Annotated in this window: 17 protein-coding genes; 2 read left to right on the plus strand and 15 right to left on the minus strand. The window is 61.0% G+C overall.

Going from position 1 to position 15,940, the window contains the following annotated elements; translation table 11 throughout:
- Window positions 1–9: 9 nt before the first annotated feature.
- The 9 genes from OGM67_04150 to OGM67_04190 all read right to left on the minus strand — a co-directional run bounded on the left by OGM67_04150 (window position 10) and on the right by OGM67_04190 (window position 9,204).
- A complete protein-coding gene (locus tag OGM67_04150) occupies window positions 10–2,421 on the minus strand; it encodes a hypothetical protein (GenBank protein UYJ35531.1) in 2,412 nt (803 codons plus the stop codon).
- Between the two features lie 131 nt (window positions 2,422–2,552).
- Window positions 2,553–4,403, minus strand: a complete 1,851-nt coding sequence (gene uvrC / locus OGM67_04155; protein ID UYJ35532.1) for an excinuclease ABC subunit UvrC — start codon at window positions 4,401–4,403, stop codon at window positions 2,553–2,555.
- A 108-nt stretch (window positions 4,404–4,511) separates the two neighbouring features.
- Window positions 4,512–4,775: an HPr family phosphocarrier protein gene (locus tag OGM67_04160; protein UYJ35533.1), complete on the minus strand. Its 264-nt coding sequence runs from the start codon at window positions 4,773–4,775 to the stop codon at window positions 4,512–4,514.
- Window positions 4,776–5,024: 249 nt separating this feature from the next.
- Window positions 5,025–6,257, minus strand: coding sequence for a tRNA (guanosine(37)-N1)-methyltransferase TrmD (trmD, locus tag OGM67_04165; protein UYJ35534.1), 1,233 nt, complete (start codon window positions 6,255–6,257; stop codon window positions 5,025–5,027).
- 4 nt (window positions 6,258–6,261) lie between these two features.
- A complete protein-coding gene (gene rimM, locus OGM67_04170) occupies window positions 6,262–6,792 on the minus strand; it encodes a ribosome maturation factor RimM (GenBank protein UYJ35535.1) in 531 nt (176 codons plus the stop codon).
- Between the two features lie 60 nt (window positions 6,793–6,852).
- Entirely contained in the window at window positions 6,853–7,086 is a 234-nt protein-coding gene (locus OGM67_04175) for a KH domain-containing protein (GenBank protein UYJ35536.1), read from the minus strand.
- 30 nt (window positions 7,087–7,116) lie between these two features.
- Window positions 7,117–7,356, minus strand: a complete 240-nt coding sequence (rpsP, locus tag OGM67_04180) for a 30S ribosomal protein S16 (GenBank protein UYJ35537.1) — start codon at window positions 7,354–7,356, stop codon at window positions 7,117–7,119.
- A 104-nt stretch (window positions 7,357–7,460) separates the two neighbouring features.
- A complete protein-coding gene (ffh, locus tag OGM67_04185) occupies window positions 7,461–8,816 on the minus strand; it encodes a signal recognition particle protein (protein ID UYJ35538.1) in 1,356 nt (451 codons plus the stop codon).
- Window positions 8,806–9,204 (minus strand): DNA-binding protein, encoded by a 399-nt coding sequence (locus OGM67_04190; protein ID UYJ35539.1) that lies wholly within the window; start codon window positions 9,202–9,204, stop codon window positions 8,806–8,808. Before OGM67_04190 ends, ffh begins: the two co-directional genes overlap by 11 nt.
- A gap of 389 nt (window positions 9,205–9,593) precedes the next feature.
- Between OGM67_04190 and OGM67_04195 the strand changes: the two genes are divergently transcribed.
- Together OGM67_04195 and OGM67_04200 are read left to right on the plus strand one after the other, a co-directional pair.
- Window positions 9,594–10,487, plus strand: coding sequence for a cysteine synthase family protein (locus OGM67_04195; protein UYJ35540.1), 894 nt, complete (start codon window positions 9,594–9,596; stop codon window positions 10,485–10,487).
- Window positions 10,488–10,751: 264 nt separating this feature from the next.
- Window positions 10,752–12,095: an SH3 domain-containing protein gene (locus tag OGM67_04200; protein ID UYJ35541.1), complete on the plus strand. Its 1,344-nt coding sequence runs from the start codon at window positions 10,752–10,754 to the stop codon at window positions 12,093–12,095.
- A 37-nt stretch (window positions 12,096–12,132) separates the two neighbouring features.
- Here OGM67_04200 and OGM67_04205 read toward each other — a convergent pair whose 3' ends face one another.
- From OGM67_04205 to OGM67_04230, 6 genes are all read right to left on the minus strand, one after another.
- On the minus strand, window positions 12,133–12,963 hold the full coding sequence (locus OGM67_04205; protein ID UYJ35542.1) for an NYN domain-containing protein: 831 nt from the start codon (window positions 12,961–12,963) through the stop codon (window positions 12,133–12,135).
- A 3-nt stretch (window positions 12,964–12,966) separates the two neighbouring features.
- A complete protein-coding gene (locus tag OGM67_04210; protein UYJ35543.1) occupies window positions 12,967–14,106 on the minus strand; it encodes a class I SAM-dependent RNA methyltransferase in 1,140 nt (379 codons plus the stop codon).
- A gap of 155 nt (window positions 14,107–14,261) precedes the next feature.
- The gene (locus OGM67_04215) at window positions 14,262–14,744 is read right to left on the minus strand and encodes a S1 RNA-binding domain-containing protein (GenBank protein UYJ35544.1); all 483 of its coding nucleotides are present in this window, start codon (window positions 14,742–14,744) and stop codon (window positions 14,262–14,264) included.
- Window positions 14,745–14,814: 70 nt separating this feature from the next.
- Entirely contained in the window at window positions 14,815–15,114 is a 300-nt protein-coding gene (locus OGM67_04220) for a septum formation initiator family protein (GenBank protein UYJ35545.1), read from the minus strand.
- A gap of 46 nt (window positions 15,115–15,160) precedes the next feature.
- Window positions 15,161–15,640 carry a hypothetical protein gene (locus OGM67_04225; GenBank protein UYJ35546.1) on the minus strand — a complete coding sequence of 160 codons (480 nt, stop codon included), beginning with the start codon at window positions 15,638–15,640 and terminating at the stop codon, window positions 15,161–15,163.
- Complete coding sequence (locus OGM67_04230; protein UYJ35547.1) at window positions 15,641–15,940, minus strand: sporulation protein YabP; 300 nt, start codon at window positions 15,938–15,940, stop codon at window positions 15,641–15,643.

A 15,940-nucleotide genomic window follows, 5' to 3' on the forward strand; every position in this document is an offset into this window, starting at 1 on the left:
CTTTTTCCTTTACAGCCAGAATTGAACCAGACGGCTCACATTTTCATACAATGCGGGGTTCTGCCCCATCAGCTGGGGTTCCGCCGCAAAATAGACACAGAAGTTATAGCAGATACCCGCCAGCACCGCCAGCGGAAAGACCGTGCGCAGTGCCTTTGTCAGCACTGGCAGCCCGCGCCCCTGCAGGGTACGCTCCGCCAGCAGCCACGCCAGCGCCGCCGTCAGCAGCAGCGGGCCAAGCCAATCGCTCTGGTAACGGTAGAGCATGCCGGCCATCTGGCAGTCCAGCACCGCCAGCACCACCGTGCAGATAGCCGTCAGGCGGAATACGGCGCGCAGATCACGGCAACGGTCGAGCCGGCGGCGGGCCAGCGGCAGGCCGCCAAGGCCCCACAGCAGCGGCAGGCAGGCAAACGCGCCGCCGTAGTACAGCTCGGTGATGGTCAGACCCATGTAGTTCGTCTGCATTTTTGTGGCGCTCAGATACGGAAAAACCGTCTGCACACCGGGGATTCCAAGCAGGAAGGTCACGACCGCCGGGGCAATGCGCCCCACCGCAAAGCCGCGGCGGGTCATATCATTGCTGGTCAGGTTGTAATTTGCGCCGAAGTCAAATACCGAGCCGAACCGCGCGGCGTTGTACCACATCAGCCCCGCCGCCACCAGCACGACCGGCAGCAGGAAGGCGATGCACTCCCCTGCGCCCTGCCGGGTGCAAAGGCGCTTCTCCGTGATATAGCGCGGCCACAGGATGGGCAGCGCTAATACGGCAAACAGCACCATCTGGGGGCGGCAGCCTGCCACCAGTGCCATGCAAAGGCTGCCCAGCGTCAAATGAAACAGCACCCGGCCGCGCTTTTGCAGCGGCGTGTTCGCCGCCAGCAGCCACTGCCACAGCGCCCACAGCACAAAGACCGCCCCGCAGAGGATGGCATATTCATACACCGACGGACGGTGCAGTAAGTACCAGAGCTGCGCCCCCGAAGCCGCGCCCACGCCGGCCAGCAGACAGGCCGCAGCACTGGCATCCGGGAACCAGCGGCGCACCGCCTGCCGGACAAAGCCGAACACCGCTGCAATGTACAGCCATGCCAGCAGGATCATCGGCAGGCTGGGCGGCAGATCCTGTATGCCGGTCAGTGCCTCAAAGGGCAGTTGGAACAGAAGGCAGGGTACGATCCCAAAGTAGACATAATACCGGCCATTGTAGTAGGCCACATCCCATAGTGCATCGGGGGCAGCCTCCTGACGGGCGGCGGTGTCGTAGGGGTTTTGCAGCGCTGCCATGGCGGCAGGCGGGTCCTTCTCGAGGTCAAGACGGCCGTTCAGCAGGCTGTGCGCCAGCGCACCGTACTGGGCCGATGCGTTGGAGGCCCAGTCGTTGATGTGCATGGTAAAGTCGATGCGGCTCGTCCCCGACCAGTCCGGCGTATTGTAAAAGTCCGTTGCAACACCTGCGTTGAAGCGGTCCCCGAACGGTGCCAAAAACGCTGCCGCGCAGAGCGCAAGCCCCGCTGCCAGCATAACCGGGCGGTATTTTTTCTCATGCCCGCAATAGGAATCGCGCCAGAGAACGCTGGCCGGGCGCAGCGCAAAGCCTGCCAGTGCCAGCGCAAAGACCGCCGCGAACCGCAGGAGCAAGAAATCCAGCGGGCGGCGCACATTGGCACAGACCGTGGTCAGCTGCGCGTTCAGCGGGTAGCTGCGGTACTCCCCCTTATAGCCGGTGACGGTCAGCGTCAGGGTATCGGCCCTGCCGGAAAGGTCCAAACTGCGGACCAGACTGCGCCCCGATGCGGGTGCAGTCTCCCAGCCCCAGCTTTGGCGGGATGCCGAGCTGGCCTCATCCGTGGCAGCCACATAAAGCTGGAGCAGGACATTTTTCTGCTCGGGGGTATCACCGTCCGCCAGCGAGACCAGCCCGTCCAGCTGCAGGTTATAGACCTCAAAGCCGAGATCCGCAAATTCCAGCACGGTGCTGTCCCCCTGCAGCGTCAGAGGTGCAGCGGGGTTCGGGTCGTTTGTCAGGTACGGCCGCAGGTCCACCGGCGTATAGCGGCTGGTTGCCAGCCAGCTTAGGTTGCCGATGAATACCTCCGCCCCAAGGCTGGCCGCCAGCAGCAGGACGACCGCAGCCGGGGTGCGCAGCCTTTGCGGCAGCGCGCCGCGCAGGCGGAACCCGCAGACAATACTGCAGGAAAGCCCCTGCATGGCCAGAATGGCCGCCAGACGGAATCCGTCAAAGTCAACAGTCAGGCCCGGGCGGGACCAGATGCAGACCGCCCACAGCCAGACAAGCGCCGTGACGCCCGCCCCGGCGTAACCATCGGCGCAGGCGGGTTTGCGGTGCTGGACGCGGGCGGGCAGAAGGGTGAAGCCCGCCGCAAAGGCGATAGAAAGAAGTATGGTCAGAATCAGCATAAGGATAAATCCATTTTAAATTGTTGTAGGGGCTGCACAGGTGCAGCCCGCGGCCTTGCCGAGAAATATCATTTCCCGTATAGTTGAGGGTCGGGCAGGCCCGGCCCCTACCGGGTAGTGCGTCACACTCATTATACCCCATTCCGCAGCGCGTTGTACAGCATTTCCGCTTTGGCGTGGCTGATGCCCTTGACCTCCTCCAGATCGGAGATGCTGGCAGCCTTGACCGCCGCAACGGTCTTGAAGTGTGCCAGCAGGGCGGCGCTGGTCTTTTCCCCCACACCGGGAATGGCCGTCAGCGTGGCAGCGTAGGAGCGCTTTTTCATCGCGCGCTTGCGGTAATCGTTGGCGTAGCGGTGCGTTTCGTCCTGAATATTCGTCACAAAGGTAAAGATATTGCGGTTGCGGTTGATTGCAATCTCGCCGCCCGCATCGTCCACAATGGCGCGGGTGCGGTGGTGGTCGTCCTTGACCATACCGAAGGTGGGGACATTCTCCAGTGCCGTGCCGCGCAGGGCCTGCCTGACTGCGCTGACCTGCCCCCTGCCGCCGTCGATGAGCAGCAGATCCGGCAGGGTGGCAAACTGGTTCTGCGGGCCGTCAGGCTTTTCCCCGCGGCGGGCCGCCTCGTATTCCGCCGCACGGCGGGAGAGCGTTTCTGCCAGCGAGGCATAGTCGTCCGTGCCCGCGACGGTCTTCATCTTAAAGCGGCGGTAGCCCGAACGGTGCGGCTTTCCGTCCTGAAACACGACCATACCGCAGACGCTGGAGCCATCGCCCCAGTTGGAGATATCGTAGCTCTCGATAACGCGGGGCGGCTCCTTCAGGCCAAGCAGCTGGGCGGCCTCCTCCAGCAGCTTTTCCTCGCGGGTGTAACGGCCGCTCTCACGGCCAAGGCGCTCCACGGCATTGGTGTAGGCCATTGTGACCAGCTTTGCCACATCACCGCGCTGCGGCACATAAAGCTCGACCTTTGTGCCGCGGGCCCGGTTCAGTGCCTCATTCAGCGCCTCGGCATCGGGCGGCAGGGCGTCCACAGCGATGGTTCTGGGGATGTTCTCACCGTCCAGATAATACTGCGGCAGGAACTCCTCCCGCACGGCGTTGATGTCGGTGGTATCGTGGAAAACGAATTCCCGCTTGTCAGTCAGGCGGCCGTCCCGGTAGCGCAGCACAGCGGCGCAGACCGCATGGGTCGTGCCTGCCAGCGCGATGACATCCATTTCGGTATCGCTGTCCATAACGACCTTCTGGCCTGCGGCCACACGGTCAATGGCCATGATCTGATCGCGCAGCAGGGCGGCCGTTTCAAAGTCAAGGCGCTCGGAGGCGGCCTCCATCTTATCGCGCAGCTGCTTGACGATGTCCTTTTTGCCGTAGCGGATCATCCGCAGCGCGCCCTGTACTGCATCGTTGTAGGCCTCACAGCTGATTTTGCCGCTGCACACTGCCATGCACTTTCCGATGTGGGCATTCAGGCAGGGGCGGCCCTTGCCAAGCTCCTGCGGGAAGCTCTTGCTGCAGCGGGGCAGCAAAAAGCAATTCTGCGCTGTTTCCACCATCTCCCGCACGGCAAACGATGAGGTGAACGGGCCGATATAGTCGGCGTCATCGTCATCCTTCTGCAGTGCAGCCGAAATGCGCGGCCATGCACCGCGCGTGACCTTGACATAGCTGTAGCCCTTGTCGTCCTTGAGCAAAATATTGTACTTCGGTGTGTGGGCCTTGATCTGGCTGGCCTCCAGCACAAGCGCCTCAAACTCGCTCTGGCAGACGATGACATCAAAGGTGAACGCATGGGCGATCATCTGGCTGACCTTGGCATCGTGGGGCACCCCCTCACGGAAATACTGCGACACGCGCGTTTTAAGGCGCTTGGCCTTGCCGATATAGATGATCGTGTCTGTTTTGTCACGGATGATATACACGCCGGGCAGCAGCGGCAGCATGCAGGCTTTTTTGTAGAGTTCAGCTTTTGTCATGGACAGGCCTTTCTTACGGCAGCGCCGCTGCGCCCGATGCGCTGTATGCGGTGCCGCCGTATACAAAAAAAGCGGCGGGTCACCCCACCGCTGATTGTTTAAGGAAGATTACTCGGCAAAGCCGGAGCTGACCAGCTTGACCAGACCGTCAACTGCAGCCTGCTCATCGGCACCGTCAGCAATAATGCGGATGGTGGTGCCGCCGACGATGCCCAAACTCAGGACACCGAGCAGAGACTTGGCGTTGACACGGCGCTCCTCCTTCTCGACCCAGATGGAGGACTTGTATTCGTTGGCCTTCTGGATGAAGAAGGTAGCCGGACGGGCGTGCAGACCAACCTGATTCTCAACGGTAACTTCTTTAACGTACATAGTTATTCTCTCCTACTTTTGAAAATAATATGCCCCTGTGTATCTACCGCGGGCGACTTCCAGGCGGTCTATTGCGTGTTAATACGCCGCCTTGATTGTCTCTATTTTATCCTATTCGGTCGATTTTGTACAGTGGAAAATTGCAAATTTGGCATGATTCTGTAATTCTGCCAAATCTTCGCGCGCGCGTTTGTGCAACTTTGCCAGTTTATTTTCAACATCGTTGTGGATTGACGACAAAAACAACGGTCAGCCCTGATAGCGCATTTCCAATTCTTCACAGTACAGCGCCGCAAAGGCGTTTGCATCGGCGGGATCATAGCGGTGCAGCACGCTGCCGGTCAGCCGCCAGCCCATCCGCTTGTACAGCGCAATCGCGCGGGTGTTGGTGTTCAGCACCCCCAAGGTCGGGTGCAGATGCTCCGGCAGCTTTTTGCGGGCAAAATCCAGCATCTTAGCGCCATATCCCCTGCCGCGGGCCGCTTCGGTCACAAACAGGCGGCCGATCTCCCCCGTTTTGTGGCAGACACCCACCATACCGTCAGCGCTGTCTTTGGTGTAGTGCAGATAGAACGCCCAGCCGTTCTTTTTATCCTCCTGTAGCATAGGCAGATGGGTCTGCGGGGTGAGCATTTCCAGATATTGCTCCGCACAGACTGCCTCGCAGACAGCACAGCGTCCCTCGGTCATCAGCGCAGCGCAAAGGCTGAGCTGTTCGTCATTTTTCACAAGGCGCATATTTTCGCCGCGCTTCCACTTCGGCAGCTCGGTCAGCGGGTGGCTCTCGCACCAGGCGTCATACAGGTCGGGGCGGCGCTCACGGGTCCGTTCACGGCTTTGGGCACCGCGCCATTCGTCAATTTTTTTGTGGTCGCCGGTCAGCAGCACCGGCGGCACAGCGCGTCCTTCCCACACTTCGGGGCGGGTAAACTGGGGATATTCCAGCAGTCCGTCCCAGTAACTCTCGTCCTGATAGCCTTTTTCCTCAGCCAGCACACCGGGCTGCAGGCGCAGCACGCTGTCGGCCACGACAAGGCTGGCCAACTCACCGCCGGTCAGCACATAATCACCGATCGAGATCTCCTCATCGCCGAAGGCGTCAATGACCCGCTGGTCAATGCCCTCATAATGGCCGCAGACAAGCGTAACGGCGTCATAGGAGGCCAGCTCCCGGGCCTTTTCCTCATTGTAGGGGCGGCCCGCAGCCGTCAGGAACACCACATGGGGCTTTTGCCGCCCCTGCCCGGCACACTGGGCCTGCACAGCCCGCAGGCAGTCGGCGATGGGCTGGGCGTACAGCACCATGCCGCAGCCGCCGCCGTAGGGGTAGTCATCGGTCTGCTTCTGCTTGTTTTTTGTATAGTCGCGGATCTGGTGACAGTGCGCCTCGAACAGGTTCTTCGCGCGTGCGCGGCCCAGAATACTGGCCGAGAGGAAGCTGTCACACAGCTCGGGAAAAAGCGTTACGATATCAATGCGCATCTGCTCAGTCCTCGTCGCCGTTCACAGCATCGGTGAACATCCCCTCGATGGGGGTGATCAGAATGCGGCGGTTTTCCATGTCGATGGTTTTGACAAACTCCGGCACGGCGGGCAGCATGTGCTCCTCCCCCGCCGCATCGGTCACGGTGTAGATGTCCTGCGCAGCCGGATGCTCCACATTCGTCAGGCGGCCGTAGACGCGGCCGGTATCGGCATCTGCGACCTCACAGTCCAACAGATCGTCAATGAAGTAGCGGCCCTTGGGCAGCCGGGCATCGGCCTTGGCCAGATAGTACACCCGGCCCACCTGCGCGCGGGCGGCGTCCATATCGGTAATGCCGTCCAGCCGCAGCAGGATCACATTGCCCTGTGCGCGCACGCCCAGCACGCGGGTCTCGCCCGCGCCCTCGGCCGTGCTGAACAGCCGCTTGAATTTTGTCAGAAACGCCGCGCCGTCACAGAGCGGCAGGGCCTTCATTTCGCCGCGCACGCCGTGGGTGGACACGATCTTGCAGGCGGGAAGGTAGTTTCGCATATATTCCTCCTGATACAGAAAAAGCACTTTACCCTGCGGCAAAGTGCTTTGTAACGGGTCTTAGTCGATCTCAACGATGACCTTTTCGCCCTGACGGACAGCCGCGGCACGCATGACAACGCGGATCGCCTTGGCGATGCGGCCCTGCTTGCCGATGACGCGGCCCATATCGGCCTCAGCCACCTTGAGGTGGTACACAACAGTGCCGTCCTCACGCATGGGATCAACAGTCACCTGCACGGCCTCCTTGTCCTCGACAAGGCCGCGGGCAACGGCTAATAAGAGTTCCTGCATGTGGCGTTCCCTCCCTAAAAAGCGAACAGATTACAGAACAGCGGCCTTCTTCAGGATCTCGCGGACAGTGTCGGTGGGCTGAGCGCCGTTGGACAGCCACTGCTTGGCCTTCTCAGCGTCGATCTTGACGACAGAGGGCTCCTTGGTCGGATCGTAGTAGCCGATCTCCTCGATGAAACGGCCATCACGGGCAAAGCGGCTGTCAGCAACAACAACGCGGTAGAAAGGAGCCTTCTTGGCGCCCATGCGGCGCAGACGAATCTTAACCATAGTAATATTCCTCCAAAAATTGTTTACGGCCCTTGGTTGGGCATCTTTAATATATTGTACATCCCGTGGGCCGTAAAGCCGAGCGGGTCATACCTTTGTGAAAATCAGCGGCCAAAGCCTTTAAAGCCGCCTCTGCCGCCCATGCTCCCGAGGCCGCGCATAAAAGCCTTGGGGTTGCGCTTGACCTTTTTCATCATCTTCTGCATTGCTTCAAACTGGCGCAGCAGCTTGTTGACATCCTCGACCGAGGTGCCGGAGCCGGCCGCGATGCGGCGCTTGCGCTTGGGGTTGATGATGTCGGGCTTGGCGCGTTCTGCAGGGGTCATGGAGTAGATGATAGCCTCGATGCGGGGCAGCGCCTTATCATCGAGGGAATCGGCATCGATCTGACTGCCGCCGGGCATCATCGCCAGCAGCGAGGCAGCGCCGCCCATCTTCTTGATCTGCTGGAACTGGGCCAGCAGGTCGTTCATGTCGAACTTGTTTTCCATCAGGCGCTTGGCTGCGGCCTCAGCTTCCTTGTCGTTCTGGACGCTCTGGGCTTTCTCAATCAGGGAAAGCACATCGCCCATGCCAAGGATGCGGTTGGCCATCCGCGCCGGGTAGAACGGCTCAAGATCCTCAAGCTTCTCGCCCGTGCCCTGAAAATAGATCGGCATACCGGTGACGGCCAGCACCGAGAGCGCCGCACCGCCGCGGGTATCACCATCGGTCTTGGTCAGAATGACGCCGCTGATGCCGACCTTCTCATTGAAGGTCTTGGCCACATTGACGGCCTCCTGACCAGCCATGGCGTCCACGACCAGCAGGGTCTCATCGACCTCGACTGCCTGCTTGATCCGCACCAGCTCATCCATAAGCTGGTCATCGATCTGCAGGCGGCCTGCCGTATCGAGAATGACAATATCATTGCCGTGATCCTTCGCGTAGGCCATCGCCTTCTGGGCGATAAGCTCGGGCTTTTCGGTGCCCAGCGTAAAGACGGGAACACCGGCCTGTTCGCCGACCACCTTCAACTGCTCAATGGCGGCGGGGCGGTAGATGTCGCAGGCAACCAGCAGCGGGCGGCGGCCCTGACTGCGGTAGAATTTGCCGAGCTTGGCAGCATGGGTGGTCTTGCCGTTGCCCTGCAGGCCGCACATCATCAGCACGGTCTGGCCCTTGTTTTTCAGGCGCAGGTATTTCGGCTCATTGCCGCCCATAAGGCTGGTCAATTCCTCGTTGACGATCTTGACGACCTGCTGGGCGGGGGTCAGGCTCTCCATGACCTCCTGCCCCATCGCGCGCTCCGAAACCTGAGCGCAGAAGTCCTTGGCAACCTTGTAGTTGACATCGGCCTCCAGCAGCGCCATACGCACCTCGCGCATAGCGGCCTTAATGTCGGCCTCGTTCAGCTTGCCCTTGCCGCGCAGCTTTTTGAAAACGCCATTCAAGCGCTCTGTTAAAGACTCAAAGGCCATCGGCATCCTCCTGCGTGTCCAAGCGTTGTAAGATCGTAAGCATTTCCTGCGTATCGTGGTTGATGCGCGGATCCGGCGTGAAGCAGCCGGAATTGCAGCAGCGAACCTCCGTGACGAGCACCCGCAGGCGATCCAAATCGGCCTGCATCCGGGTGTGGCGGCGGGCGTTGCCGAGCTTTGCTTCCAGCTCGTCCAGTGCGGCCTCGCCATGCTTGATGGCGTCCCGCACCCCCTGCCGTGTGATGCCGAGATTTTCGGCAATTTCAGCTAAGGACAAATCCTCGTCATAGTATTCTGTCAGGATGACGCGCTGTTTTTCCGTCAGAACCGGACCGTAGAAGTCCAGCAGGACGGAGTAGGCAAGGTTTTTCTGCGGCTTACCGGCCATGCCCGCGCCCCCTTTGCTGCTTGTGAAGGCTGTGTAAAGTAATTTTCTTTACATCAGCCTATGAATTATAACAGAACAGGCGCCGGAAGTCAAGTCCGTAGAGCGATTTTTTGAAGAAATACGGCAGATTTTTTAGCAGCGCCGTGAGGGTATACGGGGAAAGCCCCTCCGACTTCGCTGCGCTCGTCACCTCCCCGCATAGCGAGGAGGCTTTCTCGCGGGCTTTGCCCGCGCAAAAAACGCCCCACGAAGTGGGGAGCTGGCCGAGCCTGCGAGGCCTGAGGGGCCTCCCCCTTCGCCGCAATATTTTTCTCTCCATCCATAGCAAACCGCCCCGAACTATGCTATAATAAAAATGTTGTCGTTTTTTGAAAGTGAGGTGTCTGTCTGTGCCCATCCTGCGCAGTTATTATCAGGAGGTCTACCGTTCGCCGGTCGTGCGGCTGGACGGCTACTCCGGCCGCCATGGTTTGGAGGCAGGCATCCTCGCCTATCTGGATTTCGGCGGTGCAACCGGTACCTCCAAGGACGGTCTGGCCGAGACAATGCTGGCCTTTGCGACCGAGCGCGGCACGCTGCAGCCCGGCATGCCGGTGGTGGAGGTAAGCTCCGGCAGCTTCGGCGCGGCGCTGGCCGTCAGCTGTGCAACCACAGGACACCCCTGCATCCTTGTTGTGCCGAGCAACCTGCCCATTGCACGGCGCAAGCATTTACAGGACTTGGGCGCGCGCATCATTGCCTGCAGCAGCGGCGGCCGCCGCGCCATGGAGCGCATCGCCGAGGACACCGCCAAGCGATATGGCGGATATTACACCCACTATTTTTCCAACGATGATAACCCCGAGTATCACCGCCGGGTGACCGGCCCGCAGATCTTAAAGCACGCGGGCGATGCGATCGACGCCGTGGTCATCGGCGTGGGCAGCGGCGGGACCATCACCGGTGTGGCCGAGTACATAAAGGCATGGAACAGCATGGTGCGCATCGTGGCCGTGGAGCCTGCCGAGTGCGCCGCCATCTCTGGCGGGTTCATCGGCCAGCACAGCATTGCGGGCATCGGCCCCGGCTTTGTGCCGGAGAATTACAACCCCTATGTAGTGGACACCGTGCTGACCGTCACCTCCGCCGATGCCGAGCGTGCCGCGCGGGAGGTGCTGTTCTTTGACGGCGTACCCGCCTGCACCAGCGCCGGTGCCACCCTGGCCGCCGCCGTGCAGCTGATGGGCATGGGCAAGGCCAAGCGTCCCCTGTGCGTCTTTGCCGGGCGGCGCACCTACGAATAAATTGTAAAATCTGCACACGCGCCCCGCACCGGGCTTTTCCGGTGCGGGGCGCGTGTGGTATACTTAAGGCAACACCGCACAATTCCCGCCTGACGGCTTAAGCACCGCTCCGGCGGCTGCGGCACGGCATCTGCGTTGCCAAAATGCTCGATAAGACATCCAGTATTATCTGCGCTTTTGGCTTAGCAGCTGCCGCACCTCGCTCGCCGTATCGGCACTTAGAATTATGCGGTATTACCTTAAAGAAAAAGGCGGTGTTCTGTCATGAAGCTTCTGCTCTGCGTTTTGTCTGCCCTGCTGCTGGCCGGGTGTGCCGCAGGGGCGGCATCCGGGGATGCGATCTCCGCATCTGCGCCAGCTGCCACCGTGGAAACCGCCGAAGCAGCGCCGACTCCCGCCCCCGCAGCCGCTGCGCCGCAGGGACTGGAGCCGACCGGCGCGGCAGTGCTGGACTATGACGACATTCGGCTGATCGACTATGAGCGTGCCATGCAGACCTACCCCGAGACCGACTATTACACGATGTGCAAGGACGGCCTGTGGGGTCTGATGCGCAGCGATGGTACAGAAGTGCTTTCCTGCCGCGCGCCGGAGCCGCTGTTTGAATGTGACATTGACGAACACCACTGGCACGGGTATCTGGACGGGCTTGCGTGGGAGGAGAGCGACCCGCTGGAAAGAGAGTACAACGCCCGGTTAAAGGCAAGCGGCGACGGTACCCTCTGCGACGCTCATGACGGCGGCGGGTATCTGAGCTTTGTCCGTTTGCAGGATAATGCTCTGCATATCTACTGCGGCTCCCTTGGTCCGGGCGAGCTGAGAGCACCGACCGATGCGGATATGCTGCTGTTCAGCGGCAGCGCCAACGGCTTTGTGCCTGTCCGGGACGGTGCGCTGGAGGCCGAGGGGGACGGCTGGTTCAACTACATTGGCGGCGAGCAGTATGTTTATCGAAACAGAGACAGCAAAGCTGCGAACGAATTTATTTACAGTGCGGCAGATTTCTTTTTTGACGCGCCGCTGGCCCCCGCACAGCGGGACGGCAAATGGGTGTATCTGGATACAGCGGGCAACGAAGTAACCGCCCCCTGCTACGACGGCGTGTACAGGCCCAACCGCTACACCGATGAACCGCGGGTCTTTGCCCGGGCCGCACCGCTTTTGAATGGCTATACGGTTGTCAGCCGTGACTGGAAATTCGGTCTGCTCGACAGCACCGGGGCGGAGCTTGTCCCCTGTGTGTATGACGGCCTTGTGTGGGACGGCGGCACGGCATGGATCAGGCAGGCTGACGGCTGGCACGAATACAGCATTCCCGGAGTGACAAAGCCTGACCCATGGCGGCTTTTGCTGGACAGTCTGGGCGCAGATATTACCGCCCCCGACACCCCGCCCGCGCGGACGGACGCAATCTTTTTTACGACCCGCACCAACGGCGAGCGGCTGAACCTGCGCGCCGGGCCGGGCACAGGGTATGACATCATCGGCAAAATTCCCGATTATCTGCGGCTGCGCGTCTATGGTACAATGTCCAACGCCCCCGGCTGGGCGCTGGTGCAGTACGACCAGCAATACGGCTGGGTCAGCACAGAATATTTGCAGAGATAAGCGAACAGCCCCAGACAAGCGGTGTCTGGGGCTGGTTTTATTTCTTTTGGCGGGGCGTGCGCTTGGCGGTGCGGCGGGCCGCAGGCTTTTTGACCGGCTTCGGCACCGGCTTTACCCGCACAAACTGAATGGGGTTGCCGTTGGCAAGAATGCGCTCCTCAACCTCGAGTTCCGCCAGCGAGGTCAGGAACTTGTTCAGGCTCTTGGAGCCGAAGTTTCGCACATCGAAATCCGGATAGCGCTTGATGAGCTGATCCCCCACGCGGGAGGTGCGCACCCAGCCGGTGCCGTCATCCATCTCATCAATCAGACCATGAATGATGCGGCCGATGGAATCCCGGTTGATGGCGGTGTCGTCCCCCGCAGCGGCGCGGGCGCTCGTCTCGGCAGCAGAGGCGGCCGGGGCATTTCCCTCCGCCTCATTGAGATCACCGTGGTCGAGGATCAGATCGAGGTACTTGAACTGGTCGCAGGCCTTGACAAAGGGGCCGAGCGCCTTGCTCTCCCCCATGCCGATGACAAGCTTGCCGGCCTCCCGCAGGCGGGCCGCCAGCCGGGTGAAATCGCTGTCTGAGGAAACAATGCAGAAGCCGTCCAGATTGCCGCTGTAGAGCAGGTCCATCGCGTCAATGATCATGGCGGAATCTGTAGCGTTCTTGCCGGTCGTGTAGCTATATTGCTGGATGGGGATGATGGAATTGTTCAGCAGCGCATCCTTCCAGCTTTTCAGCCGCGCATCAGACCAGTCGCCATAGATGCGCTTGCAGGCTGCAACGCCAAAGTTTGCAGCCTCGTCCAAAATCACCTTGACATACTTGGGCGAGATATTGTCCGCATCAATCAGGATCGCCAGTTTCAGGTCTTCCATGGCTTACTTCCTCTCCCGCTTGGGCTGCTCAAAATACATATAGAGCTGGCACGGGATCATGCCGTTGTAGATCTTGCGGCGGCGGGCAGCCTTTTTGCCGAAGTGCTGCTCAAAGTCCGCATCGGCCGTGATGGCATACAGCCCCTGCGCAGGGTGCGCCTGCCATACCTGACCCAGCGTGCGCGCCAGACTCGCCGCCTCGGAGGCATCGCCCAGGCGCTCGCCGTAGGGCGGGTTGGTCAGCACGACCGCATTGTCGAGCGCACGGAAATCCCGGACATCCGCAACCTCAAAGCGGCAGCGATCCCCCACACCGGCCAGCTTTGCGTTGGCGTTGGCCAGCGCCACAGCGGCGGGGTCGATGTCATAGCCGATGCCCTCAAAGGCGGCATCCTTGCGGACCTCCGCAAGAGCCTTCTGGCGCTGCTCTGCCCAGAGGTCAGCCGGCACAAAGTCGAAATGCTCGGCGGCAAAGCGGCGGCGCAGACCGGGGGCCAGATTCAGCGCCTTCTGCGCAGCCTCGATGACCAGCGTGCCGGAGCCGCAGAACGGATCCTGCATGAGAGAGTCACGGCGCACCCGGCCCAGATCGGCGATGGCGGCGGCCAGCGTCTCCTTGATGGGCGCCAGCGTGGCGTTTTTGCGGTAGCCGCGCTTGTGCAGGCCGTCACCGGAGGTGTCGAGATAGATCTCCACCGTGTCCTTGCGCAGCGCAAAGCGAATCTTGTACAGCGCACCGTCCTCCGGCAGGGTGCCGACCTTATGGCCGTTCATCAGCCGCTTGACGATGGCTTTTTTTACGATGCTCTGGCAGGCAGGGACGCTGGACAGCTGGCTGGACAGGCTCGAGCCCTTGACCGGGAAGGCCGCGTTGGCGGGGAGCAGCTCCTCCCACGCGATGGCGTAGCAGCCGTCAAACAGCTCATCAAAGGTAGTGGCCTTGTAGGTGGCCAGCAGCAGCAGCACGCGCTCGGCGGTGCGCAGGTTCAGGTTGGCGGCGGCGATCATATCCGCCCCGCCCTGAAATGCCACACGGCCGTCCGTCACCTGAATATTCTGTGCGCCCAGACGCTTGACCTCAAAGTTCAGCGTGGATTCGGTACCGAAGAAGCAGGGCGCGACCATCGTGTAAAGTGTAGACATAGGTGTCCTTTCTTGTTGATATGCCGTGAATTGTGTAGGGGCGAGCAATGGCTATCCCCCTACACTTTGTATTGTAAAATTGCAAAAAGACCCCAGCCCGGCGGCTGACAGCCGTCAGGATAGGGCCGTTCATTGTATGGCTTTCGCGGCCGGTATCAGCCGCGGCGGCGGGAATATCCGCCGCGATGGTTCTCCGTCACGCGCTTGAGATCCGCGATCTTTTCCTCGCTGCGGGTCTTGTAGCGGGCCATCATGTCCTCAAAGCTCATATCGCCCTGAGGTGCGGCAGGCTTGGGCTGCCAGACGCGGGGCTTTTCCTCACGCTTGGGGCGCGGGGCCGGGCGGCGGTCATTACCGCCTGCAGTGCGCTCGCCGTGCTGCTGGCGCGGGCCGCGCTCCGGCGCGGGCTGGGTGCGCTTGATGGACAATGCGATCTTGCCGTCCGGTGCGATCGAGATCACCTTGACGGAAACCGTCTGCCCATCGCTGAGCACCGTGGAAAGATCCTGCACAAACTCGTAGGAAACCTCGGAGATGTGGACAAGACCGGTCTTGCCCTCCGGCAGAGAAACGAACGCGCCGAACGGCTTGATACCAGTGACCTTGCCCTCGACAATATCCCCAACTTGTAATGCCAAACTATGATACCCCTTTAAATGTAATTTTTATGCCAGGGGGCTGCCGCAAAGCGTCCCCGCTGAAAACGATTTATTTGCCGCTGATGTCCACAAAGACGCGCTCGTTGGGCTTTGCGTAGCCCTGCTCCCGGGCGTAGCGCTCGATAATAGCGCTTTCGCCCTGATCCAGCGTGCCGGACAGCTCGGCGTTTTCGGTAAGCTGTGTGCTCAGCTGGTTCTGCACAGACTGCAGCTCCTGCTGCTTGGATGCAATGGACACCTGATACTGCACAAGATTGATGAACAGCGAGCCGCAGACGATCAGAAACACCGGAACGGTGATCCACCACGGCAGGAACCCACGCTGGGACCTTCCCTTGTTTTTGCTCATAGCGGGATGCCCCCTTCCTCAAAAATGCACGCACAACCACTTGTAGCTAATTATATAATATGGTCGAAGGTTTTTGCAACTGTTTTTCAGCGGATTTTTGCTTTTTTTCGGACTTTTTTGCCTTTTTGCGCTCTCTGCGGCGGCTGCGGGCGGCGGCAAGGCGCTTTTTGAGGGGCTTGACGGCGGTTTTCTCCACCGCATGCAGCGGTGCCAGCAGGCAGGCGGCGGTTGCCGCCGCGCAGCGGTGTACGGCGGGCTGCACGGTCCAGTGCCAGCATACAGCCCCCAGCAGCAGCGCGGCGCTCATATACCAGCGGGCCAGACCGCCCGCACTGGCCCCGGCAGCGAAGCCGCAGACCAGCACCGCCGCTGCGGCAAAGGCCGCTATATCCCGGAAAAAGCAGCGCAGCGCGCCCTCCCCCAGTGCAAGGCGCACGGCATCCCGCACGCCCGCCAGCAGGCAGCCCAGCCCAAGGCACCACAGCACATCCCCCAGCACCGCCCACGGGGCGGGTGACGGGGCCATCTAACGGAAGAGCCGCGCCAGCAGACCGCCGCCGGACTGCTGATTTTCCGCATACTGCAGGTATTCGATCCTGCCGGAGATCTGCACCTGCCCGCTCTGGGTGGACAGCTCCCCGATCTGCAGCTCCTGCCCGCCGACGGTCAGATTGCCGAGCGGCGTTTCCAGCACAGCGGCGCTTTCATCACAGCTGATGACACGGCTGACACCGGTCACGGCCAGATGGCGGCGGTCCCGCAGGGCAAGGCCGTGGCTTTGCTGCTGCGGCTGGCCGGCGCGCGGCTCCAGTTTTGTTTCCGGCAT

This window comes from Oscillospiraceae bacterium, assembly GCA_025757985.1.
GTDB lineage: Bacteria > Bacillota > Clostridia > Oscillospirales > Ruminococcaceae > Gemmiger.